Annotated in this window: 22 protein-coding genes, 1 tRNA gene and 1 pseudogene; 10 read left to right on the forward strand and 14 right to left on the reverse strand. The window is 60.6% G+C overall.

The genetic code is table 11. The features are described from left to right. Positions 1 to 40: 40 nt before the first annotated feature. Positions 41 to 535: a DUF2505 domain-containing protein gene (locus DFO58_RS07190; protein ID WP_047118488.1), complete on the forward strand. Its 495-nt coding sequence runs from the start codon at positions 41 to 43 to the stop codon at positions 533 to 535. Between the two features lie 172 nt (positions 536 to 707). Next, positions 708 to 2,060: a Na+/H+ antiporter NhaA gene (nhaA, locus tag DFO58_RS07195; protein ID WP_053797534.1), complete on the forward strand. Its 1,353-nt coding sequence runs from the start codon at positions 708 to 710 to the stop codon at positions 2,058 to 2,060. Between the two features lie 80 nt (positions 2,061 to 2,140). Here the strand turns inward: nhaA and sufU are convergent, their stop codons facing one another. The 5 genes and pseudogenes from sufU to DFO58_RS07220 form a co-directional block, all read right to left on the reverse strand. Next, positions 2,141 to 2,587: a Fe-S cluster assembly sulfur transfer protein SufU gene (gene sufU / locus DFO58_RS07200; protein ID WP_047118486.1), complete on the reverse strand. Its 447-nt coding sequence runs from the start codon at positions 2,585 to 2,587 to the stop codon at positions 2,141 to 2,143. A 1-nt stretch (position 2,588) separates the two neighbouring features. Beyond that, on the reverse strand, positions 2,589 to 3,881 hold the full coding sequence (locus DFO58_RS07205) for a SufS family cysteine desulfurase (RefSeq protein ID WP_047118626.1): 1,293 nt from the start codon (positions 3,879 to 3,881) through the stop codon (positions 2,589 to 2,591). 252 nt (positions 3,882 to 4,133) lie between these two features. Further along, positions 4,134 to 5,141 (reverse strand): GGDEF domain-containing protein, encoded by a 1,008-nt coding sequence (locus DFO58_RS07210; protein WP_147407218.1) that lies wholly within the window; start codon positions 5,139 to 5,141, stop codon positions 4,134 to 4,136. Positions 5,142 to 5,331: 190 nt separating this feature from the next. Continuing rightward, the gene (gene pth / locus DFO58_RS07215; RefSeq protein WP_120989906.1) at positions 5,332 to 5,913 is read right to left on the reverse strand and encodes an aminoacyl-tRNA hydrolase; all 582 of its coding nucleotides are present in this window, start codon (positions 5,911 to 5,913) and stop codon (positions 5,332 to 5,334) included. Positions 5,914 to 5,955: 42 nt separating this feature from the next. Further along, positions 5,956 to 6,228, reverse strand: a pseudogene (locus DFO58_RS07220) (50S ribosomal protein L25); the annotation flags it as partial. Between the two features lie 281 nt (positions 6,229 to 6,509). On the opposite strand from DFO58_RS07220, the gene DFO58_RS07225 reads away from it, so the two are divergent. Next, the gene (locus tag DFO58_RS07225; protein ID WP_120989908.1) at positions 6,510 to 6,941 is read left to right on the forward strand and encodes a DUF1801 domain-containing protein; all 432 of its coding nucleotides are present in this window, start codon (positions 6,510 to 6,512) and stop codon (positions 6,939 to 6,941) included. Between the two features lie 190 nt (positions 6,942 to 7,131). Here the strand turns inward: DFO58_RS07225 and DFO58_RS07230 are convergent, their stop codons facing one another. From DFO58_RS07230 to DFO58_RS07245, 4 genes are all read right to left on the reverse strand, one after another. Then, positions 7,132 to 7,542, reverse strand: a complete 411-nt coding sequence (locus DFO58_RS07230; protein WP_120989909.1) for a hypothetical protein — start codon at positions 7,540 to 7,542, stop codon at positions 7,132 to 7,134. Positions 7,543 to 7,728: 186 nt separating this feature from the next. Then, positions 7,729 to 8,709 carry a ribose-phosphate diphosphokinase gene (locus tag DFO58_RS07235; protein ID WP_047118482.1) on the reverse strand — a complete coding sequence of 327 codons (981 nt, stop codon included), beginning with the start codon at positions 8,707 to 8,709 and terminating at the stop codon, positions 7,729 to 7,731. A gap of 69 nt (positions 8,710 to 8,778) precedes the next feature. Next, the gene (glmU, locus tag DFO58_RS07240; RefSeq protein WP_120989912.1) at positions 8,779 to 10,230 is read right to left on the reverse strand and encodes a bifunctional UDP-N-acetylglucosamine diphosphorylase/glucosamine-1-phosphate N-acetyltransferase GlmU; all 1,452 of its coding nucleotides are present in this window, start codon (positions 10,228 to 10,230) and stop codon (positions 8,779 to 8,781) included. Positions 10,231 to 10,365: 135 nt separating this feature from the next. Next, positions 10,366 to 10,437 (reverse strand) — tRNA-Gln (locus DFO58_RS07245). A gap of 202 nt (positions 10,438 to 10,639) precedes the next feature. Between DFO58_RS07245 and DFO58_RS07250 the strand changes: the two genes are divergently transcribed. The 4 genes from DFO58_RS07250 (at position 10,640) to DFO58_RS07265 (ending at position 15,985) form a co-directional block, all read left to right on the forward strand. After that, positions 10,640 to 12,430 carry an ABC-F family ATP-binding cassette domain-containing protein gene (locus DFO58_RS07250; protein WP_120989914.1) on the forward strand — a complete coding sequence of 597 codons (1,791 nt, stop codon included), beginning with the start codon at positions 10,640 to 10,642 and terminating at the stop codon, positions 12,428 to 12,430. A gap of 794 nt (positions 12,431 to 13,224) precedes the next feature. After that, entirely contained in the window at positions 13,225 to 13,761 is a 537-nt protein-coding gene (locus DFO58_RS07255) for a GNAT family protein (protein WP_120989916.1), read from the forward strand. A 189-nt stretch (positions 13,762 to 13,950) separates the two neighbouring features. Beyond that, positions 13,951 to 15,066, forward strand: a complete 1,116-nt coding sequence (locus tag DFO58_RS07260) for a DNA alkylation repair protein (RefSeq protein ID WP_286163514.1) — start codon at positions 13,951 to 13,953, stop codon at positions 15,064 to 15,066. 424 nt (positions 15,067 to 15,490) lie between these two features. After that, positions 15,491 to 15,985 carry a GNAT family N-acetyltransferase gene (locus DFO58_RS07265; RefSeq protein ID WP_183043127.1) on the forward strand — a complete coding sequence of 165 codons (495 nt, stop codon included), beginning with the start codon at positions 15,491 to 15,493 and terminating at the stop codon, positions 15,983 to 15,985. Positions 15,986 to 16,890: 905 nt separating this feature from the next. Here DFO58_RS07265 and DFO58_RS07270 read toward each other — a convergent pair. The 4 genes from DFO58_RS07270 to DFO58_RS07285 form a co-directional block, all read right to left on the reverse strand. Continuing rightward, complete coding sequence (locus DFO58_RS07270) at positions 16,891 to 17,127, reverse strand: hypothetical protein (protein WP_047118475.1); 237 nt, start codon at positions 17,125 to 17,127, stop codon at positions 16,891 to 16,893. A gap of 193 nt (positions 17,128 to 17,320) precedes the next feature. Beyond that, positions 17,321 to 18,664, reverse strand: a complete 1,344-nt coding sequence (locus tag DFO58_RS07275; RefSeq protein WP_120989922.1) for a DUF4240 domain-containing protein — start codon at positions 18,662 to 18,664, stop codon at positions 17,321 to 17,323. Between the two features lie 180 nt (positions 18,665 to 18,844). After that, a complete protein-coding gene (locus tag DFO58_RS07280) occupies positions 18,845 to 19,375 on the reverse strand; it encodes a GNAT family N-acetyltransferase (protein ID WP_220668533.1) in 531 nt (176 codons plus the stop codon). 106 nt (positions 19,376 to 19,481) lie between these two features. After that, positions 19,482 to 20,162 carry an SDR family oxidoreductase gene (locus DFO58_RS07285; RefSeq protein ID WP_120989925.1) on the reverse strand — a complete coding sequence of 227 codons (681 nt, stop codon included), beginning with the start codon at positions 20,160 to 20,162 and terminating at the stop codon, positions 19,482 to 19,484. A 60-nt stretch (positions 20,163 to 20,222) separates the two neighbouring features. Between DFO58_RS07285 and DFO58_RS07290 the strand changes: the two genes are divergently transcribed. Genes DFO58_RS07290 through DFO58_RS07300 form a run of 3 tightly spaced genes read left to right on the forward strand, consistent with a single transcriptional unit; the run spans position 20,223 to position 22,670 of the window. Further along, positions 20,223 to 20,948, forward strand: coding sequence for a PIG-L family deacetylase (locus DFO58_RS07290; RefSeq protein ID WP_220668534.1), 726 nt, complete (start codon positions 20,223 to 20,225; stop codon positions 20,946 to 20,948). Beyond that, positions 20,935 to 22,104, forward strand: a complete 1,170-nt coding sequence (locus tag DFO58_RS07295; RefSeq protein ID WP_120989926.1) for an aminotransferase class I/II-fold pyridoxal phosphate-dependent enzyme — start codon at positions 20,935 to 20,937, stop codon at positions 22,102 to 22,104. The genes DFO58_RS07290 and DFO58_RS07295 overlap by 14 nt, the downstream gene beginning before the upstream one ends. Continuing rightward, the gene (locus tag DFO58_RS07300; RefSeq protein ID WP_120989928.1) at positions 22,101 to 22,670 is read left to right on the forward strand and encodes a hypothetical protein; all 570 of its coding nucleotides are present in this window, start codon (positions 22,101 to 22,103) and stop codon (positions 22,668 to 22,670) included. The genes DFO58_RS07295 and DFO58_RS07300 overlap by 4 nt, the downstream gene beginning before the upstream one ends. Before the next feature lie 44 nt (positions 22,671 to 22,714). Here DFO58_RS07300 and DFO58_RS07305 read toward each other — a convergent pair whose 3' ends face one another. Next, positions 22,715 to 24,085, reverse strand: a complete 1,371-nt coding sequence (locus DFO58_RS07305) for an FAD-binding oxidoreductase (RefSeq protein ID WP_120989930.1) — start codon at positions 24,083 to 24,085, stop codon at positions 22,715 to 22,717. Positions 24,086 to 24,093: the final 8 nt, after the last annotated feature.

Genomic DNA, 24,093 nt, shown 5'->3' on the forward strand with positions numbered 1-24,093 from the left:
TCTCCCGGCCGCCCAGATTTCTAGATTGGGATACCCATTCATGGCATTGAACGCAAGCACGCAGATCGCCCATCCGGCCGACCAGGTCATCGCCACGCTGGCTGACCGCGGCTTCGCTGAGCACCTGACCTCGCTGGCCAACGGCACCCTGCAGGACTTCACCGTCAGCGGCGACACCGCAGGAGCTTTCACCCTGACCACCGTTCGCGCCATGCCTACCGACCGCGTGCCGGACATCGCCCGCAAGTTCGTCGGCGCCTCGATCCAGGTCACCCAGGTCGAGCAGTGGAGCGCCCCGGATGCCGCAGGCAACCGCTCGGCCAGCGTGAAGATCGATGTCGCCGGTGTGCCGGTGTCGGTGTCGGGCAGCGAGAAGCTGACCGCCCAGGGCGACACCACCGAATTCGCGATTGAGGGAAAAGTCTCCTCATCGATTCCGTTCATCGGCGGCAAGCTCGCCTCGGCAGCCGAGCCGTACCTCGGCAAGGCCCTGAACCTGCAGGCTTCGCAGGTTAACGCCTGGCTTTCGAAGTAGCCTCGACAGCGTCGATTATGACGCCCGACACAGACGCCCGGACCTGCGATTTTTCGCCAGGCCTCCGGGCGTCTGCGTTTTGGGACGTGAATTACGTTAGGGTTGAATACGGTGTGCCGGGAAGTCTGGTCGGCGTGAAATGTTCATTTAACGAAGTAAGCGAGTACAACGCATGACCAACACTCCCTCTTCGGGTTCCCCAAAGAACCTATTTTCCCGGCCGAGCTATAGCGAATCCGTGCGCATCGGCGACATCCTGCGCAAGGAGACCGTCGGCGGCCTGGTCCTGATTGTCGGCGCAGTGCTGGCACTGATCTGGGCCAACACCCCAATGCGCGATTCCTATTTCGCGTTGCGCGACTTCCATTTCGGCCCCACCCTCTTCGGGGTCGACCTGAATCTTTCCATCGGCCACTGGGCGGCCGATGCCCTCTTGGCAGTGTTCTTCTTCCTCACCGGTCTGGAGCTGAAGAAGGAATTCGTCATCGGCGACCTGCGCAACGTCAAGACCGCCGCGGTTCCCGTGGCGGCGGCGTTCGGCGGCGTGGCCGTCCCGGCCATCATCTTCGTGATCGTGGCTGCAGCCTCCGGAGGCTTCGGCAGCGAGCTGATGCAGGGCTGGGCCATCCCCACGGCAACGGATATCGCCTTTGCCGTCGCGGTGCTCGCAGTCATCGGTTCGTCCCTGCCGACCGCGCTGCGCATTTTCCTGCTGACCCTTGCAGTGGTTGACGACTTGATCGCCATCGTGATCATCGCGTTCGTCTTCACCGACGATCTGAAGCCGGCCTACTTGGCCTTGTCCCTGATTCCGATCATCCTGTTCACCGTCCTGGCCCGCACCTTGGCGAAGTTCTTCGCCACCCGCCTGTGGGCCGCCTGGGTCATCCTGCTGCCGCTGGGCATCGTCACCTGGATCTTCGTCTTCGGATCCGGCATCCACGCCACCATCGCCGGCGTGATCCTGGGCTTCTGCGTCCCGGTCAAGCGCACCGACGGACGCGAAGGCATCGGCCTGGCCGAGCAGTTCGAGCACCGTTTCCGTCCGCTGTCCTCTGGCTTCTGCATCCCGGTCTTCGCGTTCTTCGCCGCCGGCGTGACCGTGATTTCCCCGGAATCAGGCAGCGGCGGGCTGCTGACCGACCCGGTCTTCTGGGGCATCGTACTAGGCCTGGTGCTGGGCAAGCCGATCGGCATCATGGGCTCGACCTGGGTGCTGACCAAATTCACCAAGGCATCCTTGGACAAGGACGCCAAGTGGGGCGACCTGTTCGGCGTGACGCTGCTGGCAGGTATCGGCTTCACCGTCTCGCTGCTGGTCTCCGAGCTGTCCTTCGGCCTGGAGTCGGCGCACTACGAGCACGCTAAAGTGGCCATCCTGGCCGGTTCGTTCATCGCCGCCATCCTCGGCGCCCTGTGGCTGATTCCGCGCAACCGCCGCTACAAGGAGATCGCGGCGCGCGAGTCCCGCGACGACAACAAGGACGGCATCCCGGATGTCTACCAGCAGGGTGAGGACAACTAGTCCCTGACTGGATTGCAACGCGAAAAATCTCTGGTTCCGCCCTCGGGCGGAACCAGAGATTTTTTTGGCTCAGCGTGTTGTTATGCTGCTTCCAGCATGGCGACCTCTGCCGCCACCCAGGCCAGCATGGCGCACTTGACGCGGGCAGGGAACTTGGACACCCCGGCAAAGGCCACCGCATCCTCCAGGACCTCCTCATCAGGGGTCATGGTTCCCTTGGAGCGCATCATTTCCCGGAAGAGATCCAGCTTGTCCAGGAACTCTTCGCGGGTCAGCTCCGGGAGCATTTCGCTGAGCACGGAGGCTGAGGCCATGGAGATGGAACAGCCGTCGCCTTCCCAGCTCATGGCGGTGAACTTCTCGCCTTCCAGCTCCACGCGCACGCGGATCTGGTCCCCGCAGATCGGGTTGTGCTGGTGCGATTCACCGTGGCGGTGGCCGCCCTCCGGTTCCACGAGCGGGGAACCGATGCGGCGCTTTGAATGGTCGAGGATGACCTGCTGGTACAGCTGATCGAGTTCGTTCATTTTAGACTCCAAAATACTCACGCACCGAAGCGACTGCCTCAATCAGGGCCTTGATGTCTTCTTCGGTGTTGTACAGATAAGTGCTGGCGCGGGTGGTCGCGGTGACACCTAGGGCGCGGTGCAGCGGCTGCGCGCAGTGGTGGCCAACGCGCACGGCGATGCCGCGCGAGTCCAGGAACTGGCCTACGTCGTGCGGGTGCACTCCGATGACCTCGAAGGGAACGGTGCCGATCCGCTTGGCATCGGCCGGGCCGAAGACCCGCACGCCTTCCAGGGCTGACAGGCCCTGGTACAGCAGCTCACCCAAGTGCTCTTCCCAGTCCGCGATGCGGTCCATGCCGATCTCGTCGAGGTAGCTGGCGGCCGTGGCGAGACCATGGACCTGGGAGATGCGCTGGGTTCCGGCTTCGAAGCGCTGCGGAGCTGGAAGGTATTCCGCGTGCTCCATGTCCACCACCGTGATCATGGATCCACCGGTGAGGAACGGCGGCATGGCGTTGAGCAGCTCTTCACGGCCATAGAGGCCGCCGATGCCGGTCGGGCCGAGCATCTTGTGCCCGGAGAAGGCCATGAAGTCCACGTCCAGGGACTTGACGTCCACCGGAAGGTGCGGAACGGACTGGCAGCCGTCCAGCACCGTCAGGGCGCCGACTTTCCGGGCGGCGTCCACGAAGCGACGGGTATCGGTAATGGTGCCCAAGACGTTCGAAACATGGGTGAACGCCACTAGCTTGGTGCGTTCGGTGACCAGCGAATCGATCAGGTCGTAGCGCAGCGAGCCATCCTCTGCGATCGGCACGTAGCGCAGGGTCGCGCCGGTGCGGAAGGCGAGCTCCTGCCACGGGATCAGGTTCGCGTGATGCTCAAGTTCAGTAGTGAGAATCTCGTCGCCCGGGCCGAGTCGGAACCGCGCGGCGGCTTCTCCCCCGCGTCCCAGCGAGGCGTTGGACATCGAGTAGCTGATCAGGTTCAGCGCTTCGGTGGCATTCGAGGTCCAGACCAGTTCGTTGGTCTTGGCGCCAATGAACTTCGCCACGGTTTCGCGGCCCTGTTCGAAAAGGTCGGTAGCCTCCACGGCAAGGGTGTGCGCACCGCGGTGCACCGCCGCGTTGGCGTTTTCGTAGTAGTGCTGTTCAGCCTCGTAAACGCAGCGCGGCTTCTGGCTCGTGGCGCCTGAGTCGAGGTACACGATATCGGCACCGTTGACCTGGTGCTCAAGGATCTCGAAGTCCGCCTTGATGCGTGCCACCTCGTTGGCGGTAAGCGCCTCGGCCGTTCCAGTCTGACCAGTCATGGTGTGCACGGGTCCTCCGAATTCTCGTCATGAATCGCCGCGCACTCCGCCGTCAGATCCGGCTGCAATGCGATTAGGCAATAGGTACATTAGGTAATTATTCCACTCCGGACCCCGTTGCACACCTAAGTTAGTCCTTAGTAAGTTTCGCCTCAAAGACGTGCCAGTTGAAGTCTCGAAGGGCCCTAGCCATAACGAAGGCGGAATCCGCGCCAGTCGCCCGAGAGACCCGAATTCGCCCGGATGCCGGAGCTACCTCGCGCCGTGCTTGCGCTGATACATCATGCGATCCGCCGTGGACAAGCAGTCCGCGAGGCTGGCCAGTCCCGGCTCCGCCGCAGCGAAACCGCAGGATGCCGCGATGCCGGCGGACTCCAGCGCCGCGTCGAAGGTCTCGAAGAATGTTGCGGCTTGTGACGGAACAACCCCGTTGGCCAGGATCGTGAACTCGTCCCCGCCATATCGGGCTACATGGCAGGCGGTCGTGCCTGCTTCCCTCAAGGTCCGGGCGGCACGCACGATCAGGTCATCGCCTGCAGCGTGCCCCAGGGTGTCATTAACCTGCTTCAGTCCGTCGAGGTCGACAATGGCGACTGCCACGGCATCGCCGAAGCTCTCCAGCCGCTCTTGGGCATCGGCAACGATGGCGTCCCATCCACGGCGGTTGAGCAGGCCGGTCAACGCGTCCGTGTTCGCCAGCGCCTCGGACATCTCGATCCGTCGCCGTTCCCGGTCGATGCCTCGCGCCAGCTCCAGCTGCGTGGACAGCAGCTCGCTGAGCAGGTTCAACAGCTGCTCGTCGAGCTGCTCGTCATCGGACAGCGGTTCGGGCCGGACTCCGCACAGCACGCCGAACATCTCGCCGCGGTCGTCGCTGATGGTATAGCCCGCATAGGCCCCCACATATTCGGAGGCGCCGAGGTCCGAGTAATCCGGGTCGGCGCGGGAATCGCGCACCACATGAGCGGCACCGGATGCCATGCGGCTGCAGAACGACTCGTTCCAGTCGATTCGCGCCCCGGTACTCAGCAGTTGTTCTTGATGGACATGCACGTGGACCTGCTCCCCGTGCACCACGCGCGACACCGACCAGTCGGCCAGCGGGGTATGCGCGTTGAGGTAGGCGACGACTCGCTCCGAGGACTCGCTGAAGGCCTGGGCGCCGTTCAGCGGCAAGCCGTTCTCGCCCCGCGGCAGCCCACCGTTGTTCCGGCGCTCGAGCTGCAGAGACTGGTCTTGAGGGGTGTGGTGTGAGGGCACCGGTATCACTCGCTTTGCTTGATAACTTCCTGCTGGTCAGCGAAGACTAATATGCTCAAAAACAATAACAGGGAAACGGAGAAGAATTCTCCTCATTCAGGGCATGTGCCCCGGCCGCGCTGAATTGCGCTGGACTGCAGCGGATATGGAAAACTCCGGACCGGTTGGTCCGGAGCATTCCCGAAAGTTTTCAGGCCGTGTGGAACTTGCCCTGGGCTGCTTCCAGCCCCTGCGACATCAACAACTCCACCGCGTCGGCCGCGTTGTCGATCAAGAATGGCAGCACCTGCTTTTCGGACTTCGAGAAGTCCTGCAGGACCCAGTCGGCGGTGTCCATGCGTCCGGGCGGGCGGCCCACTCCGGTGCGCACGCGCAAGTAGTCCTTGGAGCCCATGGCCTTGGAGATGTCGCGCAGGCCGTTGTGGCCTCCTTCTCCCCCGCCGCGCTTGAGCTTGATGGTATCGAACGGAATATCGATCTCATCGTGAACCACGATCAGGTTCTCAATCCCGATGCCGAAGAACTTCGCCAGATTGCTCACGGGGCCGCCGGAGAGGTTCATGTAGGTCATCGGCTTGGCCAGGACCACGCGAGGACCGCCCACGCCCATGCGGCCCTGGACGATCTGGGCGCGCGATGCGTGGGTCTTGAATTTCGAGCCGGCGCGGTTGGCCAGCTCGTCGAGCACCATCTGCCCGATATTGTGCCTATTGCCAGCGTAGCCGGGCCCGGGATTCCCGAGCCCGGCTACGAGCCAAGTGTCATTGCTCATGATGCTTAGCTAAATGCCTTATCGCAATGCTTAGGCAGCGACCAGCAGGTCCAGGTGATCAACGGTGCGGTTCAGCGCGTGGATCTGGATGTCCTTGATGGTGGTCTTCACTTCGGTGCCCTCGATGTTCAGGACCAGCTCAACGCCGCGGTCGCGAACGGCCAGGGTGGTGGCCTGTGCTGGCAGCAGAACGTGCTGTGGCTCGGAGCCTGCACCGTAAACGACTGCTGGGATCTGGCCTGCGCGGCGGGCCTGGCGGGCAGCGCCCTTGCCGAAATCGGTGCGTACAACGGCGTCAAGGTTGACAGATGCCATGATGATTCTCCTTAGGAAATGATTGCTTCGTTTAGGCCCTTGCGTGGACTCGGGAAGCAACCAACATCTAGGAGATGAAAGAGCTTTTCCGGCCTTGTCGATAACGGTCACACCATCGCTGGTGGTTCCCTCGCCTGGGCACAGTGAATAATTCTAGCAGTCGGGGGCGCGTGTACGAAAATCTGTCGCCCAGAACACTGTAGGCTGCGGAGCTTGCAGGTAGCGTTGAGTCAGTTCTCCGCAACCAGCTGCAGCTACCCTACGGTGCAGGAAGGAATCCCATGGCCACCAAGCAGCCCGCAATGTCCCCTTCCGATCTTCCGGTCGCCCCGGTGCTGGACCGGGCAACCGGTCCCCGGCGCGCCGAGGCAGATGAGCTGCTTGCGCTGTTCAAGGAGATCTCCGGCGCCGAGCCGGTGGTCTGGGCAGGGCGAATCCTGGGTTTCGGCCAGTACGAGTACCGCTACGACTCGGGGCACGGAGGCATCGCCCCGCTGCTGGCATTCGCACCGGGGCCGAGCAACCACACCATCTATCTGGTTTCCGGCTTCGCCGAACGTTGGCCGGAGCTGCTGGAGAAGCTCGGCAAGCACCGAAGCAGCAAAGCTTGCCTTTATCTGACCCGGCTTTCGTCGGTGGATCAGGGGATCCTGCGCGTACTGATCGAGAAATCGTTGCAGGAAACGCTGTCCGATGACTCGACCCTGGGCTGAGGCCGGCGCTCTATGACGTATCCCAGACAGCCTGTCACCGGTCCCGGCACCAGCTAGGGAGCATAGCAAAAAGATGGCGGTTGTCTGAGCATGCAGGCAACTGCCATATTTTGGAGTGAGCTCCTCAGGAACGGTAAAAACCGCGATGAGCACAATAACTCGCCATTGATCGGCAAACAACTACTGGTGGTCATAATGAGCTTCTAAATATGCTCATCATTAGGGGAAAAAAGACGAACGCAAACCCGAGCCAGACCCAACCCTCAATAATCCAGTAGATGAACTTGCCATCAACTGTTTTCTTTAACCAGGTTCCATCGAGGGCTTCTTCACCTGAGAAGACTCCCATCGGGTCGAACCGTGTAAACACGATTAGTGCAAAGTTCAGGGCAAACGGGATATCGAAAAAATATTCATATGATTCTCCCATTTTCCACGTCCATCCCAACATGCCAACGGGACCCCACAGGACGAAACCTACTAGAAGCCACAATCCTGGAATAAACTTCTTGAACTCTTTGCGGCCTTGAACCAACGTCTTAAGCGTTAGAAAAAGAATTACACCGACAGTAATCATCCACGGGTACAAAGTAATATTCATTGGATCCTAAACTATCTAATCTGATTCTGATAAGCCCTACTTCTCGGCGCTCTCCTTTGTTTCGGACAGTTCGGTTGACTGGCGCAGTTCGACACGACATTTACATTTGCATGGAACAAATTGTTTAACGGCTTTCGGCCGGCACCCCCGAAGGGCGCCGGCCGAAAGCTTGCGAAACGAGGGCTGCTAGGCGCGGCCGTCGAAGAGGTTCGTGACCGAACCGTCGTGGAAGACCTCGGAGATCGCGCGAGCGAGCAGCGGGGCGATCGAAAGAACGGTAAGGTTCTCGAAGCGCTTCTCTTCAGGGATCGGCAGGGTGTTGGTGACAACAACCTCGGTGGCCCCGCACTCGGCCAGGCGCTGCGCGGCTGGATCCGAGAAGACTGCGTGGGTTGCGGCGATGATGACGTCCTTGGCGCCGGCTTCCTTCAGCACGCGCACTGCGCCTGCGATGGTTCCGCCGGTGTCGATCATGTCGTCGATCAGGATCGCGGTGCGGCCCTTGACCTGGCCCACCACGGTCTTCGACTCGGCCTGGTTCGGCACGGTCAAGTCACGCGACTTGTGCACGAACGCCAGCGGGGCACCGCCCAGGCGCTCTGCCCACTGCTCGGCAACGCGCACGCGGCCGGTATCAGGGGAAACCACGGTCACGTTGGCCACATCGACCTTGGACTTGATGTAGTCGGCCAGCAGCGGGAAGGCGAACAGGTGGTCCACCGGGCCGTCGAAGAAGCCCTGGATCTGCGCGGTGTGCAGGTCGCAGGAGATCACGCGGTCGGCGCCTGCGGTCTTGAACAAGTCGGCAACCAGACGTGCCGAAATCGGCTCACGGCCGCGGCCCTTCTTGTCCTGGCGGGCGTACGGGTAGAACGGCGCCACGACGGTGATGCGGCGGGCGGAAGCGCGCTTCATCGAATCGATCATGATCAACTGTTCCATCAGCCAGTTATTCAACGGGGCCGGGTAGGACTGCAGCAGGAACACGTCCTTGCCGCGGACCGATTCGTCCGAACGCACGTAGATCTCGCCATTGGCGAAGTCATAGGCATTTAGTGGCAGCTTCTCGATATCGAGGGCCTTGGCCACCTCGTCAGCTAGTTCCGGGTGCGCACGTCCGCTGGCAAGCACCAGCTCTTTGTTGACGTTATGGCGGATTTCACTCATTGTTATGCTTTCTCGCTCGCTTCGCTATCACGTATGAGGTGTACTGAGGAAATAAAATCCGTCGCGGAACTACTCGGAGGCCGAGGTGTTCAGCGAGGACTTGAACGCGGCGTCTGCCGAAGAGGTACCCGGACGCTTTTCCAACGTCCATCCCTCGGTGTTGCGCTGCGGGGCCACGGACAGCGCCAGGGCACCGGCCGGGACATTCTTGCGGACGACTGCACCGGCACCGGTGTAGGCCCCGTCCCCGATTTCAACCGGGGCGACGAACACGGTATTCGAGCTGGTGCGCACGTGCGAACCGATCTTGGTCCGGTGCTTCTTTTCGCCGTCGTAGTTGGCGGTGATGTTGCCACAACCGATGTTGGTGAACTCACCGATTTCAGCATCCCCGGCATAGCCAAGGTGCGAGAGCTTGGAGCCGCGACCAATGGTCACGTTCTTGGTTTCGTAGAAGGCGCCGATCTTGCCGTCGGCCCCCAGGTCGGTGCCCGGACGCAGGTAGGCGAATGGTCCCACGGACGCGCCGTCGGCGATACGCGAGTCGGTCGCGTCGCTGCGCTTGACGGTTGCGCCCTGGCCAACCACGACGTTGGTCAAGGTGGTGTCCGGGCCGACCGTCGCATTAGCGCCGATGATGGTTTCGCCGTGCAGCTGGGTTCCCGGCTTGAGGGTGGCATCCTGGCCGATCATGACCTCGGCGTCGATCCAGGTGGTGGCAGGGTCAACGATGGTGACACCCTGGCGCATCCAGAATTCGTTCTTGCGCTGGTTGTAGATGCGGGCCAGGTTGGAGACCTGCACGCGGTCGTTGGCGCCCTCGATCTGCCAGCGGTCCTCGATCCGAGAGGAGGCCACGCGGCCGCCGTGGGAGCGGGCGATGGCCAGCACGTCGGTCAGGTACATTTCGCCCTGCGCGTTGTCGGTGGTGACTTCGGTCAGTGCCGAACGCAGCATCTGCGCGTCGAAGGCGTAGATGCCGGAGTTGATTTCCTTGACTGCCAGTTCCTCAGGCGAGGCGTCCTTCTGCTCGCGGATGCCGGAGACGTCCCCGTTCGCGTCGCGCAGGATGCGGCCGTAGCCGGAAGGATCGTCCAGCTCGGTGGTCAGCACGGTTACCGAGTTGCCGTTGGACTCATGGGTGGCGACCAGTTCCTGCAGCACCTCGCTGGTGAGCAATGGCACATCGCCGTAGGTCACCACGACGGTGCCCTCAAGTTGCGGGTCGATGGCTTCGAGGCCCTGCTGCACTGCGCGGCCGGTGCCCGGCACGTCGTCCTGGTCCGCGATGGTGATGTTCGGGAACTGGTTCAGGATGTGCTCGGCGACCAGATCGCGCTGGTGGCGGACAACCGCAACGAGGTTCAGGGGTTCGAGCGCAGAGGCCGCATGCAACGCATGGGAAACCATGGAGCGACCTGCGATTTCATGCATGATTTTCGGCTTCGCCGATTTCATTCGGGTGCCTGCGCCGGCGGCGAGGACGATAACGGCTACTGGTGCGTTGACCTGATCGCTCAAGTTGCTTTTCTCCTGCGGGTCGCTTCGGGGTTTTGGGCAGTGAAGAAAAACCCCTGATCCAGTCTATCGCGCAGATTGGGGGCAACCGAACTTTGATACCAAGAAAGCGCCGCGGCGGCGGCGCTTGGAAAGTTGTTCCGCCCCTAGGATTCGAACCTAGAATGCACAGCTCCAAAGGCTGGCGTGTTGCCATTACACCAGGGCGGAAAATGTGGTCAGCAGGTAAACCAGCCAAGCACGCTATGTATTCTGCCATGTCCTGCGGTGCTGTGTGAAATCGCAAAACACCGTATTGAGACTCACTTTTATTCTCTGCTTTATTCCACACGCGGTGCGGAGGCAACTTTGGAATATGGCTGTTCCCCCACAGTTTGGCGTCTCGATTTGCCCCGGAAAGTAAACTGGAGACGTGGCACATCTACTCGGGGGCGAAGCCCTGCATCTGGAATATCCAACCCACGTCGTTTTTGACTCGGTGACCATCGGCATTTCCGACGGCGACCGCATCGGACTCGTTGGACGCAACGGCGAAGGCAAGTCCTCGCTGCTTGGCATGCTCTCGGGCAAGATCGAGCCTAATTCAGGACGCGTGACCCAGCGCAACGGCCTGCGCGTGGGAGTCCTGGACCAGAGCGACACCCTGGACTCGGACTCGACCATCCATTACGCCGTAGTGGGCGACATGGCCGACCATGAATGGGCCGGCGACGCCCGTACCCGCGGCATCATCTCCGGCCTGGTCGCAGACCTGGACTGGGAAGCAACAGTGGGCACGCTCTCCGGCGGCCAGCGCCGCCGCGTGGCTTTGGCAGCCCTGCTGGTGCAGGACTGGGACGTTGTGATCCTCGACGAGCCGACCAACCACCTGGACGTCGAAGGCATCTCCTGGCTGGCCGAGCACATCAACAACCGCTGGTCCAAGAACTCCGGCGGGCTGATGGTCGTCACCCACGACCGCTGGTTCCTCGACGCGGTCTGCACCACCACCTGGGAGGTGCATGACGGCATCGTCGAGCCCTTCGAAGGCGGCTACGCGGCCTACGTGCTGCAGCGTGTGGAACGCGACCGCATCGCAGCGGTCACCGAATCCAAGCGCCAGAACATGATGAAGAAGGAACTGGCCTGGCTGCGCCGCGGCGCACCGGCCCGTACCGCCAAGCCGAAGTTCCGCATCGAGGCCGCCAACCAGCTCATCGCCGACGTACCGCCGGTGCGCAACCCGCTGGAACTCAAGCGCATGGCCACCAGCCGGTTGGGCAAGGACGTCATCGACCTGCTGGACACCTCGGTGTCCTTCGGATCGAAGCAGATCCTCAAGCCCCTCACCTGGCGCATCGGCCCCGGCGAGCGCACCGGCCTGCTGGGTGCCAACGGTGCGGGCAAGTCCACCCTGCTGGGTCTGATTGCAGGCACCGTGGAGCCCTCCAGCGGCAAGATCAAGCGCGGCAAGACCGTGAAGCTGGCAGTGCTGGACCAGCAGTTCCGCGAACTTGACCAGATCGGCGAGGACCTGGTCCGCGAGGTGCTCGGCCGTTTCCGCACCACTTTCAACGTGGACGGCAAGGACCTGACCCCTGCCCAGCTGCTTGAACGCCTGGGCTTCTCCTCCGCGCACCTGTCCACCAAGGTCCGCGAGCTCTCCGGCGGCCAGCGTCGCCGACTGCAGCTGCTGATGATCCTGATGGACGAGCCGAACGTCATGATCCTCGATGAGCCGACCAACGACGTCGACACCGACATGCTCGCAGCATTGGAAGACCTGCTGGACTCCTGGCCGGGCACGCTGATCGTGGTGTCGCACGACCGATACCTGCTGGAGCGCGTTACCGACCAGCAATACGCGATCCTGGATGGGAACTTCCGCCACGTCCCGGGCGGCGTGGACGAGTACCTGGCACTGCGCAGCGCGCAGGGTACCGGGTCGGGCTCCAACCCCACCCAGTCATCCGGCACCGAGCAGGCCAAGCCCGCGGGCCCCAGTGGCGCCGAGTTGCGCGCCGCACAGAAGGAACTGAACGCCAACGAGCGTAAGGTCGGCCAGCTGCAGGACAAGATCGCCAAGATCCACGAGAAGATGGCCGGCCATGACCAGTCGGATTACGAGGGGCTGGGCAAGCTAACCGCAGAGATCAGCGAACTGCAGGACCAGGTTGACGAGCTGGAAGAACGCTGGCTTGAACTCTCCGAGATCGTCGGCTGATCCCGAAGCCAGCTTGATCAATACTTGCCGGGCCTAGCTCGGGCAGCGATGGCTACCCCGAACGCGAAAAGTTGAGAACCATTGTGAGGCTCGACAACCGTTCGATGGTAGCCATCGCTTTGCTTTTGCTTCGCGGCAAGCTTGCAGAAGGCGGATTCTCAACATGTCTTGCCCGCCTACCAACTTCATGAAATCCGATTGGTAGTTTGTCGCAGCCTTCTGGTTCACCTCCGTGTAAAAGCAGCAGGCGCTCTTCGAGACACAGATCCGACAACGTTGTATTTCCTTCCGGTTGCGGTCTAGCGTCATTCTTGTTCATTGCATTGCGGGGATCGACTATCCCGCCCTGACCGTCACGCAAATTCCTGAGAGCTACAGTGCAGTGCATTAGGTTTGAAGCGTGAGAATCAAATCAAGTGTTCGAGAATTTTTGGGCCTGGATTCCGTGCCTCTCCATGACGGGTACTCGCAGAGCGGCAGGGGTATCCAGATGCCGGTTTGCGATGCCTGCGGCGCGCTGGTCGCGTACGAATCCCAGTTGGCGCATACCGATTGGCATGGGAAAACGACCCATTGAGCTGGAACTTGATCCCTCGAAGCATTCCTCTGCGGCAAGGCCGATCCCGTCAGTTTCGAATGGCTTTTCGGCTCTCGGATCCCGTTTGTGCAATCGACCTGCCAACCATGATGTGTTGAAAATGCTGCCGACTGGTTTCCATCCCGAGGCATGATCTGTGAGCCGCACCGCAAGATTCGCGGAACCAGTAGCCCCATCGACCAGTTAGTCTTTCAAGATGGACCCGTTGATTCAGCCTGTCATAGATGCTTGCGGCTATCGTCTTCGCCCGTTTAACGCAGGGGACGCACCGTTGATTCAAGATGCTTCCTCTGATCCGCTGATTCCACTGATCACAACAGTTCCCTGCAACGGTACTCGGAAAGAAATCAGCGAGTTCATCGATCGGCAGCACCACCGACTCGTTGAACGATCAGGCTACTCTTTTGCCATCGCGGATGCAGACTCGGATCAGGCGCTGGGCCAGATCGGACTATGGCTGAAAAACTCCAATCATGGCCGAGCCAGCATCGGCTATTGGGTTGGTCCGTCGCACCGCAACCGAGGAATTGCCTCTGCTGCCTTGGAATCGATCTCTCGATGGGGGCTCGGGCTGCCAGATATTCATCGTTTGGAACTTTATGTCGAGCCCTGGAACGAAGGCTCATGGAAGACAGCCGAGCACTGCGGCTACATGCGAGAAGGTCTGCTGCGCAGTTGGGAAGAAATTGGTGGAGAACGTAAGGACATGTACATGTATTCACGGCTTGGCTGAATCCGGCACTCGATTCGACAGTCAGGAGGCTTCTGTCTTTGATCGCCAAAGCGTGGTACGCCGCCTCTGCCGGGAAGCAGACGAAATACCCCGAATTTATTCCCCTCGATCGTTCCGGCCCGCCAGCCGTCTGACGGGCCAAGCAGCTCACCCCTAGCAAGCGGACTTGAAGGACAACCTATGGGATCCATGGACGAACTCATCAACCCAACCGTGATTGCGCAATTGCGCACTTCGCTGCAAGACGTTGCACCCGGAAGCGGACTGGACCATCTCCATGATTCAGCGGGACGCATCGCAGGCATGCGTCTGCGGGACCGAGTTGATATCGTCCGGAACGCCTTGCTGAAAGACCTTCCCGCGGACTTCTCCAGCACCAGGACAATCATCCACGAGGCGCTCAGCGACCCCTTGCTCACAGGATGGATGATCTGGCCAGTTTCCGAGCTCATCACCGCTAAGGCACTTGATTCCGGAACTATCGAAGACTTCGATGCGGCCATGGAAACCCTTGCCCTGCTGACCGACAGACTGACCTGCGAATTCGCGATCCGCGCGATGATTATCGACCGGCCAGAACGGGCGCTCCAGCACGCGCAAGACTGGACACAGCACGAGAACGAACACGTTCGCCGTCTGGCCACCGAAGGGACTCGTGTGTACCTTCCTTGGGCAAAACGTGTCCCCTGGCTCGTTGCCAACCCCAGGGAGACCCGCGCCATTCTCGACGCCAGCTACCGGGATCCCGCGGAATACGTTCGCCGATCGGTCGCGAACCACCTCAATGACCTCAGCCGGGTTGATCCGGGAGCCCTCATCGAGACGGCCACCGCATGGGCTGGCAACGCCGACGAAAACACCGCGTGGGTGCTTCGGCACGGATTGCGAACACTGGCCAAGCAGGGCCACCCCGAAGCGTTGTCCCTCCTCGGTTTTTCCGGTGACGATCTTTCGATCTCCGCGCCGCTGCTTGCCAGCGACCGCATCCCCTGGAACGGTGAGATCGCATTCAGCACACAGGTCACGAACCATGGTGGCACTGAAGCCAACGTTGCCATCGATTACAGCGTCGGCTTCCTGAGGGCGAATGGCTCCCATGGGGCCAAGACATTCAAACTTGCCACACGGAAAATCGGGCCAGGCGAGACTGTCACCCTGGGCAAAACCCATTCGTTCAGGCCCATTACGACACGCAAGTACTACCCCGGAGTGCACACTGTGACGGCTCAAGCAAATGGCAAGAAATCCGAGCAAACTGACTTCACGCTTGAAGCAGAATCGGTCGAAATCAGCCGAGCGAAATAGTCAATGGCCAATGCATTTCCAGCAAATAAGCTACGACATGTTTGTACTGGATCCCATCCAAAACCCACCAACTTTGATATCCGCATAAGGCACCTTCACCGGGCATTTTTGTGGGCGGGGTATACGGGAATCTGAAATCTTTGGAAACCCGGAGATTCGAAAATATGCCAAGCCAACAAGACTTATGTCCCGAATGAGGACCGGCTTACGGAACGGTCAGGAACGCGAATCTGGACAGACCCCCTACGGAACGACGCAACTGTTCCAGCTTCGAAGGAGAACGCTCGCAAGTTCCTCAACAGGCGGTGCAGAGTGCGCTATTTCGACGTGCCGTGGAATCGGAATTGAGGGAATGGCAAGCAGGGGCGTTTGTGTTTCATTGAGATTCCCCATAAACAACCTATACTCCGATAGGTTTGGGGTCATGAATAGCATATCGATTCGCCCAGCAAACGTTAATGATGTGCCGACCATCCGGTCAATTGGGATTATTACGTGGCCAGCTACCTATCTTAGTTTTACGAGTCCAGATTTCGTAATGGATAACCTCAATACTTGGTGGTCACACGACTCGGTAAGCGCTTCTATTGCCGATGATACGACGTACATTGCTTTTCAGAATGGCGAAGCTGTGGGCACTCTCACTGTAGGGCAGTTTGAGGGCGAACCTGTCATATGGAAAATCTATGTTGTGCCGAAAGCCCACGGTTGCGGAATCGGCACAGAACTGATGAACACAGCTCTTACTGCTATCGGTCCCGCACACGATGTAAGGATCGAATTTGTGAAAGGAAATTCGACAGCCCAAGCATTTTACGAACGACGTGGCTTCAAATTTGATTTCGAAGAAGGCATGGCCGAGGGGTTCACTACACTCTGGCTTCGTCGACCCGCCGGCCCAATTATTTCAGTATCTTAAACTGTGTCCCGTAGAGCGTTCCGCTTGCGGGCGGTGCGGCTCAGTGCTGAGGACTGTGGACAGAAGTGCTGACGACTTCGGAAACTGACACTTAGTCAGGGTGGGTGTTCCCGTATGGGGGGGTATGTAGTTGGAAATCCAAACCCCCTTGTTCAATTCATTGCCACCAACACGGGATTCTTCTACCTCTTGTCATTAGCTTTGCTCTTTGGGAGCGTACTTACTACCCTTTGCTTTCTCCATATCTCGAAGCGTTCCCTGCACTCTCTCGTCGACGCGCGCTAATTTCCCGCCGCCTCGGCCGCAGGGCCATTTGTGCAACCGAGGTTGAAGCCTGCCCAACCGTCTACGAAGCTACTCGGTGGGGTTCCTTGCTGGCATACGACTAACAGTGACAAATAAAAAAACGACGCACAGGCTGTGGGAGACATTTCTATTCAGAGCAGCTGCTACAGTCTGAGCCAGAACCGTCCTCACCAGGAATTCAACTTTCGACCTCCGAAATCGACAGGACTAGCTATGGATTCTCATCAGCGAAAACCCATCAAGTGGTGGCCGTTTGGGCTTTTTCTGCTTGCCTTCGCAGCTGCAAACGTAGTCCTGATACTGGTCGAGGCTCCCACTTGGGCAAGGCTAATTCCCGTCTGGATCCTGTTGGCCGTTTCGGTAACTGCCCTGACCCTGTTTTTCATTCGACGCAGTCGCAATGACAAAGACTCGGGCCGCTAGAACCTGTACACGCGCGCGATGGGAATTGAGCACCATGGCAGGGGCTTCAATGCGGGGACAGGTTCACCCCATCCCTTAACGGCGTTCCCGCTTAGCGTTCCTCTTATGGACATGAAATCGAACTTTAGAGGTCACCCAGCATCTAAATCTGCCGAATTGGAACAGGGCTACGAGATCTACCGAGGAAAATCGGTTTCTTCTAAATCGTAGGATTCTCGAAGAGCAATGGACATGAATTCCCAGCCCTGGATGATCGGCAACAGATCTGAAGAATCGCGATTCAGCCTACGGAGCTCGCGCTCCTCCCACTGCAACAGCAAGACGTTACGCTCTGCGTAGGAAACTAGCTCAACTACTTTTTCTCTATCCAAATGGGGCGGGCTAGGAGGCTCAGGCTGCTGGTCAGTATTCATAGTTGCCCTTCAATTTTCATGCCGGTAACCGGGTTTCTTTCGACCCAAGCCTCGGTCGTACCCACAAGGCTACAGCCATTCATGTCCATGCCGCACAAGCACAGTTCTCGCCCCATAGAGGGTTGGACTGCGGGACACGGAAACCGCTATCGGACGGGTGAATCAACTGCCCTCCCAGAGCTGTCAACTGCAGTCACAATCCTTCAAGCGCACGGATATGCGGGAATCGGGCTTCGAGCCCTCCAATGTACTCATCCCAGGGCATCCCAGCCGGGGCCTGCCCTGCCATCGATGCCGAGGGCTGGTCGCGATATTGCTCCTCGATTGAGGTTCCGGTCATCTCCATGAAGATCTCCTCGGGGATGTATCGAATCTCTTCCGCGTCCATCACCACGGCCGAGTCCTTGAGTTGCCCGTTGCCCAGCAGCGTCGGATCCGCGAGACAGGAGTGGTAAAAGTCCCGACCCTGCGCCACGACCCAAGTGCGCACGTCGGTGAATTCATCGTCGCCGCATCCACCTAGCAGCAAGTACGCCACACCCCACAGCTCCCAGGAGTACAAGGCATGGGTCTTGAGGGCGAACAGCCGGTCGAAGGCCACGATCTCCTGCTGGGTGGATTGGCGCAGTTCTTCGCGCAGTGCCTCGGCCAGACCCTCAGCATCCCCGTCACAGGATTCCCGTGCCCGGCCGATGATGTGCCAGAACCTCTGCTCAGTGATTTCTTCGCGTGCAACCGCGGTGGCTTCGATATCGGCCTCCTGAGCGGAAAAGTCCCCTTCGACAACAGGTCCGCAGTAGCCCTCAAATAGATCCCCCGAGCTTCCCTCAGGGTCTAGATCGGCAGCCAGTCTTTCACCGAGACGGACCCGATCAGCCCAATCATCAGGTCGATCGGGCCAAATCTTGTACAACCACCGAAGGTTCTTGCCGTATCCCCTCACGACGATGCGTTGGGCTTGAATGTCCCAGAAAGTTTCGGGATCCGGAATTTCGATGTTATCGAGGACCAGGAGGTTCAGTTCTCCTTGGTCGGAGAAGTGGGCGAGATTTCGCACCCTCGAAACCTCCGAGAACTCCAGACGTTCAATGCGGCCAAAGGCTCCAGCTCCGGCAAAATCGACCTCTGGACACCTCACTATCCCAACGCGGTCAGCTTCAAAGTATGGCATGAACCAGGAATCACCGGCCGAGATTCGAGGCCTGACTAACTCAAGCACGCCAGGGGCGTCTTTGTTAGTGAGCTTCCTGTCCAGCGTCGATAGTGCATCCTGCGTCGCGTTGAAAATCCAGATGTCGTTGATCTGGGGTTGCCGGAGCACCGGGACCCAACATTCATGCCACCGAAACCCAACGGCTGTCACCGGGGACCAGTCGTATCCAGCCGGAAGGCTCGTTACCTTTGCGTAAAACACACCCACAGACCACAGCGGTCCTAGCTCGGCCAAGTTCTTTAAGTCGATGGCGCTGTATCTGTTGTAAATCAGATTCCCGTGGTCAACGGTACTGAGGTAGGAGGCCAGCGTTGATGTTCTCATTCGGTGGTGTCCTCACGCGTTCAGGGTCAACTGTCGTTCTAATGTAGACCATGAATAGCGGGTGGGCACCCGAATTTGGCCCTTGGCGCCTAGCCGCAATTGTCCGGTCATCGCCAAGTCATGGCTGGGCTCTGCGAATCCGCGGTTGCTCGTTCATATTCGTCCTGCAGAGGGTTCGTCTTATGAAACTGATGCTAGCCGCCGGACAAGAATAAGCGTCGGTCCCGCCCAGTCGAGGTTGTGGTGCTCTTCCAGAGGATAAAAATCGGTAGCTCGGTAAAATGCCCGAGTTTCGGCGTATGACTCGCTATCGAAGGACGGACCGACAGTGTGAACGGAGAGCAATGCGCACCCGTCGTTGGCAAGGTCAGCTGCCACCCTATCGATAAGTGCCCGTCCGGCTCCTTTACCTCTAGCTTCGGGGGACAAAGCGACGAGGTGTAATTCTGCGGACTCGGGGAAGTGTCGACGGATAAGGGCCACGCCAATCGTGGTTCCGGATTGGCGAGCGACGATACTCAGATAATCGTCGTTTCCTGCATCTACAACGTACTGTTCGATCGCTTCCGGATCTCCGAACCATTCCGGCAATGCTTTCAAGATGCGGCGGACTGCCTCTGGGTCTTGCATATATTCAAGCTGAAATGCCATGCGGTTTATCTTCTCATCCTTATCAATTCTTTGCCACGATGCGAAGTGAACGGCAGTCACCTCAATCAGGTGTTTTTAGTCCAAAGCGTCGCTCTACGAATAGGCAACTCACGTTGTCCCACAGAAGGTTCGGCTTATGGGACACCAAAAACGACCGCTTTCGCTGCTACAACGACACAACGCCGCGCACCCGGTGGCCGATCGCCATCGATTCACCGCTGAGCCCCGCGGCCCGCGGCGAGAGCAGGAAAGCGATCACCTCGGCGACCTGCGTCGGCGTAGTATCGCCGAAACCGCCAGGCGCTACCGAGGTCGCCGGATGCTCGCTGACGATTCCCGGGCTTACGGTATTGATGCCGATCCCTGTCCCCGCATGCTCATCGGCCAGGTGCTTCGCAATGGTGATCAGCGCCCCGTTGCGCACCGAACCTGCGATATTTCCGGTCACCAGTGCATTCTGGCCGGAGACCCCGACAATCCGTCCGGCGCCGGCTACCCGCATATGCGGCAGCACCGCGTTGGCCATGCGCAAGAACCCCAGAGCCTTTCCCTGCACCGCTTCCATGACACGGGCCGGGTCGGAGTTCCCGGCCGGATCCAGTGTCCTGGCGCTGGGTGCGGCGGCATGCACTAAGCCGTCGATCCGTCCATGCATGTCCATCACCTGCGCGATGCCACGCTGAACCGAGTGCTCATCGCTTGCATCCAGCTGCAGGTCCGTGCTGGCAGAACGTGCGGCGCTGATGGCGATCGCTCCCTCGGCCCGCAGGCAGCGGGCCACCGCGGAGCCGATCAGCCCAGTCCCGCCGACAACCAGCACAATTTTTCCATCAAGTTCCAAGTCCATGCCGTTTAGCGTATCCGCCATTGCTGGTATTGCGCAGCCCTTTGGGGAAGAATCGAGCCCATGGATACCACGCGAATCGACGAACCCGAGTTGGAAGTCTTCGACGAGAACTGGCAGCGGGCGCTGGTGCTCATGGCGCACCCCGACGACCCCGAGTACGGGACCGCACTGGCGGTGAGCCGCTGGACCCGGCAGGGCAAAGAGGTAGCCTACGTCTTGGCGACCGCCGGCGAAGCAGGAATCGAGACCATGGCCCCGGCGCAGGCCGGACCGCTGCGCGAAATAGAGCAGCGGCGGGCCATAACCCACGTCGGAGTTCAGGAGCTTGAATTCCTGGGTCTGCCCGACGGCAGGTTGGAAAACGGCATCGAGTTGCGCCGCGCCTTTGCCGCAGCGATCCGACGCCACCGCCCCGATGTGGTCATCACACTGAACTTTGAACGCACCTTCGGCGGCGTCTACCGGAACTCAGCAGACCACCAGGCCGTGGGCCGAGCCGTTCTCGATGCGGTCTCCGACGCAGCCAACTCCTGGATCTTCCCCGAACTCACCGATCCACCGCATACCGAAGTGCAGATGATCGCTGTTTTCGCCGACGGGGCGCCGACGCATTGCGTCCAGATCGAACAGCAGGACATCGATGCCGCCATCGCCGCATTAAGCGAACACCGCGAATACCTCGCGGCCTTGAGCCCTGACTCGATCGAGGACCAGGCGCGGGCACAAGTTGAGATGGTGGTGGGAGAACACCTCCCGGCAAGGGTGGGCTTCCGTGTCTACCGCTGAGTGGGATGGGCTGACCGAAGAGCAGCTGCGCGCCAACGGATCGCTGAAGTGGACCGCCCATGAGCACGCCATCGGGGCGTGGGTGGCGGAGATGGATTACCCGTTGGCCACCCCCATCCGCCGAGCGCTGCGCGACTACGCCGAGTCGGAACTCTTCGGCTACCCGCCTCCGGCGCTCGATGCGCAGTTGGCGGCAGCGGCCAGCGACTACTACGGCAGGAACTTCGGTTGGACGCCCGATCCTGATTTCATCGCGCCAATTGCCGATGTGCTGGCCGGGCTTGGTGCCGTGCTGGACATCTTCCTGGAACCGCAGGCCGCGGTCGTGGTTCCAACCCCGGCCTACATGCCGTTCCTGACCTATCCGGCGCTCAAGAACCGCCGAATTATCCAGGTGCCGATGCTGCGCGGCGACTCCGGATGGCGGATGGATCTGTCCGGCATCCGCGAAGCGCTGCAGAACGGCGGCGGTCTGGTGCTGTTGTGCAATCCGCACAATCCCATCGGCAAGGTCTACACGCGGCAGGAACTGCAGTCGCTGTCGGAAGTCGTCCAGGAGCAGGGAGCCAGGGTCTTCTCGGATGAGATCCATTCCTCGCTGGTTTTCGAGGGGGCCCATGTGCCCTATGCCTCGCTGTCGCCGGAAACTGCTGCGCACGCCATCACGGCAACCTCGGCGACCAAGGCATTCAACATGCCGGGCCTCAAGTGCGCGCAACTGGTCTTTTCCAACCCGGCCGATCTGGACCTCTGGCGGGACAAGGGATTCTTCATCGGTCATGGAGCCTCCACGCCTGGCAAACTGGCTACCATCGCGGCGTACAACAGCGGGGAACCGTGGCGCCAGCAGGTCTTGGGTTATCTTCGGGACAACCGGGATCTGCTCACCGAGCTGCTGGAAGAGCATCTGCCCGGGGTGTTCTGGCTCCCGCCGGAGGGGACCTATCTGGGCTGGCTGGATGCCAGGGCGTTGGGGCACGGCGAACGAACGGCCGAGTTCTTCCTCAGCCAGGCCCGCGTGGCACTGGTCGAGGGCGCCCAATGCGGCGAAGGGTCCGAGGGGTTCGTTCGCATGAACTTCGCGCTCCCCCGCCCGATCCTGGTCGAAGCCGTCAAGCGCATGGGACAGGCCGCATCGAAGGCGGATGGATTGTGAGCAAGGAACAGTCGAAATCAAAAATCCGGCGGAAGCTGGCCCATTCGCTCGACGGGCAGATTCCAGTGAGGCTCACACGCAGTGTTGCGCCGGACGAACGCGAGGAAGGAATCGTCCGCAAGCTGGGCGAGGACTGGGTCCTGCTCGTGAAATTGCGCGACAGGGCGTACTTCAACGGATACATGATCCTGCGCATTGCAGACCTCGAGAAGGTGAAGCTCAAGCGCAAATTCATGCCGTTCATTGAATCCCGGACACCGGCGGCACCCCAGCTGAACCTCGACGACATCGATCTGGGCTCTGCTGGGAGCATCTACGGCACAACCTCTGCGACCGCGCCGCTTATCCTGCTCTACGAGGAAAAGCGAGCCCCGGACAAGTTGTGGATTGGCACGGTTGTAGATTTGCGCCGCAAATCAGCATGGATTCACATGATCAATCCGAACACACGCTGGTACTACAAAGTCGTTAATGTCCGGTTCAAGAATCTCACTCGTATTGACCTGCTCAGCGACTACGACAGGGCGCTGCTCTACATGGCCGGCCCCGAGCCGAAGGCCGGCTGACCTCAGGCGTCGCTTCCGGCCCATCCACGCCACAGGCGTCCCCGCTAGGGCTTTCCGGTAACCAGGTCCGCCATGCGGGCAATCGGCGAGGTGGTGCCGCGCCCGTCCAACTCGCTGCGGTCGGCCCAGCCGTACGCGGCGTACAGCCCCTTGGTGGCGATCCAGCGAAGCGGTTCCGGCTCCCACTGGCGTACGCGGTGGTTGACCCACGGCAGCGCGGTCAGCTCCGTGGAGTCGCCCAGCACCAGATCGCGCAGGGTGCGCCCGGAGAGATTGGTCGTGGCCACGCCGGTGCCCACGTAGCCTCCGGCCCAGCCAAGGCCGGTGGCCGGATCCAGGCCCACGGTGGCCGCCCAGTCGCGCGGCACCCCGAGGACACCGGACCAGGCATGGTCGATGCGGGCAGTTGCGGTCTGCGGGAACATCCGGTGCAGCACCTCGCTCAGCCCGTCGATGGTCACCTGCGGCGTCTTGCCGTCGGCGTCCGTACGCGAGCCGAATTTGTACGGCACCCCGCGTCCGCCGATGGCGATGCGGTCATCCGCGGTGCGCTGGGCATACATGTAGACGTGGGCGAAGTCGCCCAGCACCTCTCCCCTGCTCCAGTTCAGGTCCTCCCAGAGGCCCTGGCTCAGCGGCTCGGTGGCGATCATCGAGGAGTTCATCGGCAGCCACAGCCGCTTGTGCCCCTTGATGCCGGAGGTGAAGCCCTCGGTGGCACGCAGGATGAATTCAGCGTTGAGCGTTCCGCCCTCGAATTCCAGCTGGCGCGGTCGAATGGTGGTGACGTGGGTGTTTTCGCAGATCGTGACGCCGAGCTTTTCGACCACCGCGGCCAGGGCCTTGACCAGCTTCGCCGGGTGGATGCGCGCTGCATGCGGGTGCCACAGCGCCGCCCGGGTTCCGGCGACGTTGATTTTCGCGCAAGCCTCGGGAGCTTCGAGGAGCCTGGTGTCCGTGTGCGCCCACTGGGCTTCGGACCTCGCGTGCGAGCGCAGGCGGATTTCCTGGGCAGGGGTGCAGGCGACCTCGAATTCGCCGCCCTGCTGGATGTCCGCCTCGATGCCTTCGGCCTCGCAGACGGCGATGACCTCGGCGACCGTGCGGTTCATGGCCTCCTGGAACGCCTCGGCGGCGCTGGGGCCGTGGCTCTTCACGTAGCGTTCCCGGCCGCCGGTCACCGTGTTCGTCAGCCAGCCGCCGTTGCGGCCGGAAGCGCCGTAGCCTACATGGCGCGACTCGACCACTATGATCTTCAGCCCCGGCTGCGCCTTGGCCAGGTAGTAGGCGGTCCACAGCCCGGTGAAGCCGGCGCCCACGATCGCCACATCGGCGGTGTGGTGGCCGGTAAGGGTAGGGCGAGGATCGGGCAGACCGATGTGCTCCCACCAATGGGAGACGTGACCGTTGATCATCAGAATCC

The sequence above is a fragment of the Arthrobacter sp. AG1021 genome, assembly GCF_003633665.1.
GTDB classification, from domain to species: domain Bacteria; phylum Actinomycetota; class Actinomycetes; order Actinomycetales; family Micrococcaceae; genus Glutamicibacter; species Glutamicibacter soli.

Bases quoted from the DNA above. Each gene is read 5' to 3' on its own strand.
- nhaA (WP_053797534.1), top strand. From the start codon at position 708: ATGACCAACACTCCCTCTTCGGGTTCCCCAAAGAACCTATTTTCCCGG.
- DFO58_RS07260 (WP_286163514.1), top strand. From the start codon at position 13,951: ATGGACGAACTCATCAACCCAACCGTGATTGCGCAATTGCGCACTTCG.
- pth (WP_120989906.1), bottom strand. From the start codon at position 5,913: ATGAGCAATGACACTTGGCTCGTAGCCGGGCTCGGGAATCCCGGGCCC.
- DFO58_RS07190 (WP_047118488.1), top strand. From the start codon at position 41: ATGGCATTGAACGCAAGCACGCAGATCGCCCATCCGGCCGACCAGGTC.
- DFO58_RS07235 (WP_047118482.1), bottom strand. From the start codon at position 8,709: ATGAGTGAAATCCGCCATAACGTCAACAAAGAGCTGGTGCTTGCCAGC.
- DFO58_RS07290 (WP_220668534.1), top strand. From the start codon at position 20,223: ATGGATACCACGCGAATCGACGAACCCGAGTTGGAAGTCTTCGACGAG.
- DFO58_RS07255 (WP_120989916.1), top strand. From the start codon at position 13,225: ATGGACCCGTTGATTCAGCCTGTCATAGATGCTTGCGGCTATCGTCTT.
- DFO58_RS07205 (WP_047118626.1), bottom strand. From the start codon at position 3,881: ATGACTGGTCAGACTGGAACGGCCGAGGCGCTTACCGCCAACGAGGTG.
- DFO58_RS07285 (WP_120989925.1), bottom strand. From the start codon at position 20,162: ATGGACTTGGAACTTGATGGAAAAATTGTGCTGGTTGTCGGCGGGACT.
- DFO58_RS07225 (WP_120989908.1), top strand. From the start codon at position 6,510: ATGGCCACCAAGCAGCCCGCAATGTCCCCTTCCGATCTTCCGGTCGCC.
- sufU (WP_047118486.1), bottom strand. From the start codon at position 2,587: ATGAACGAACTCGATCAGCTGTACCAGCAGGTCATCCTCGACCATTCA.
- DFO58_RS07270 (WP_047118475.1), bottom strand. From the start codon at position 17,127: ATGAATACTGACCAGCAGCCTGAGCCTCCTAGCCCGCCCCATTTGGAT.
- DFO58_RS07230 (WP_120989909.1), bottom strand. From the start codon at position 7,542: ATGAATATTACTTTGTACCCGTGGATGATTACTGTCGGTGTAATTCTT.
- DFO58_RS07265 (WP_183043127.1), top strand. From the start codon at position 15,491: ATGAATAGCATATCGATTCGCCCAGCAAACGTTAATGATGTGCCGACC.
- DFO58_RS07275 (WP_120989922.1), bottom strand. From the start codon at position 18,664: ATGAGAACATCAACGCTGGCCTCCTACCTCAGTACCGTTGACCACGGG.
- DFO58_RS07305 (WP_120989930.1), bottom strand. From the start codon at position 24,085: ATGATCAACGGTCACGTCTCCCATTGGTGGGAGCACATCGGTCTGCCC.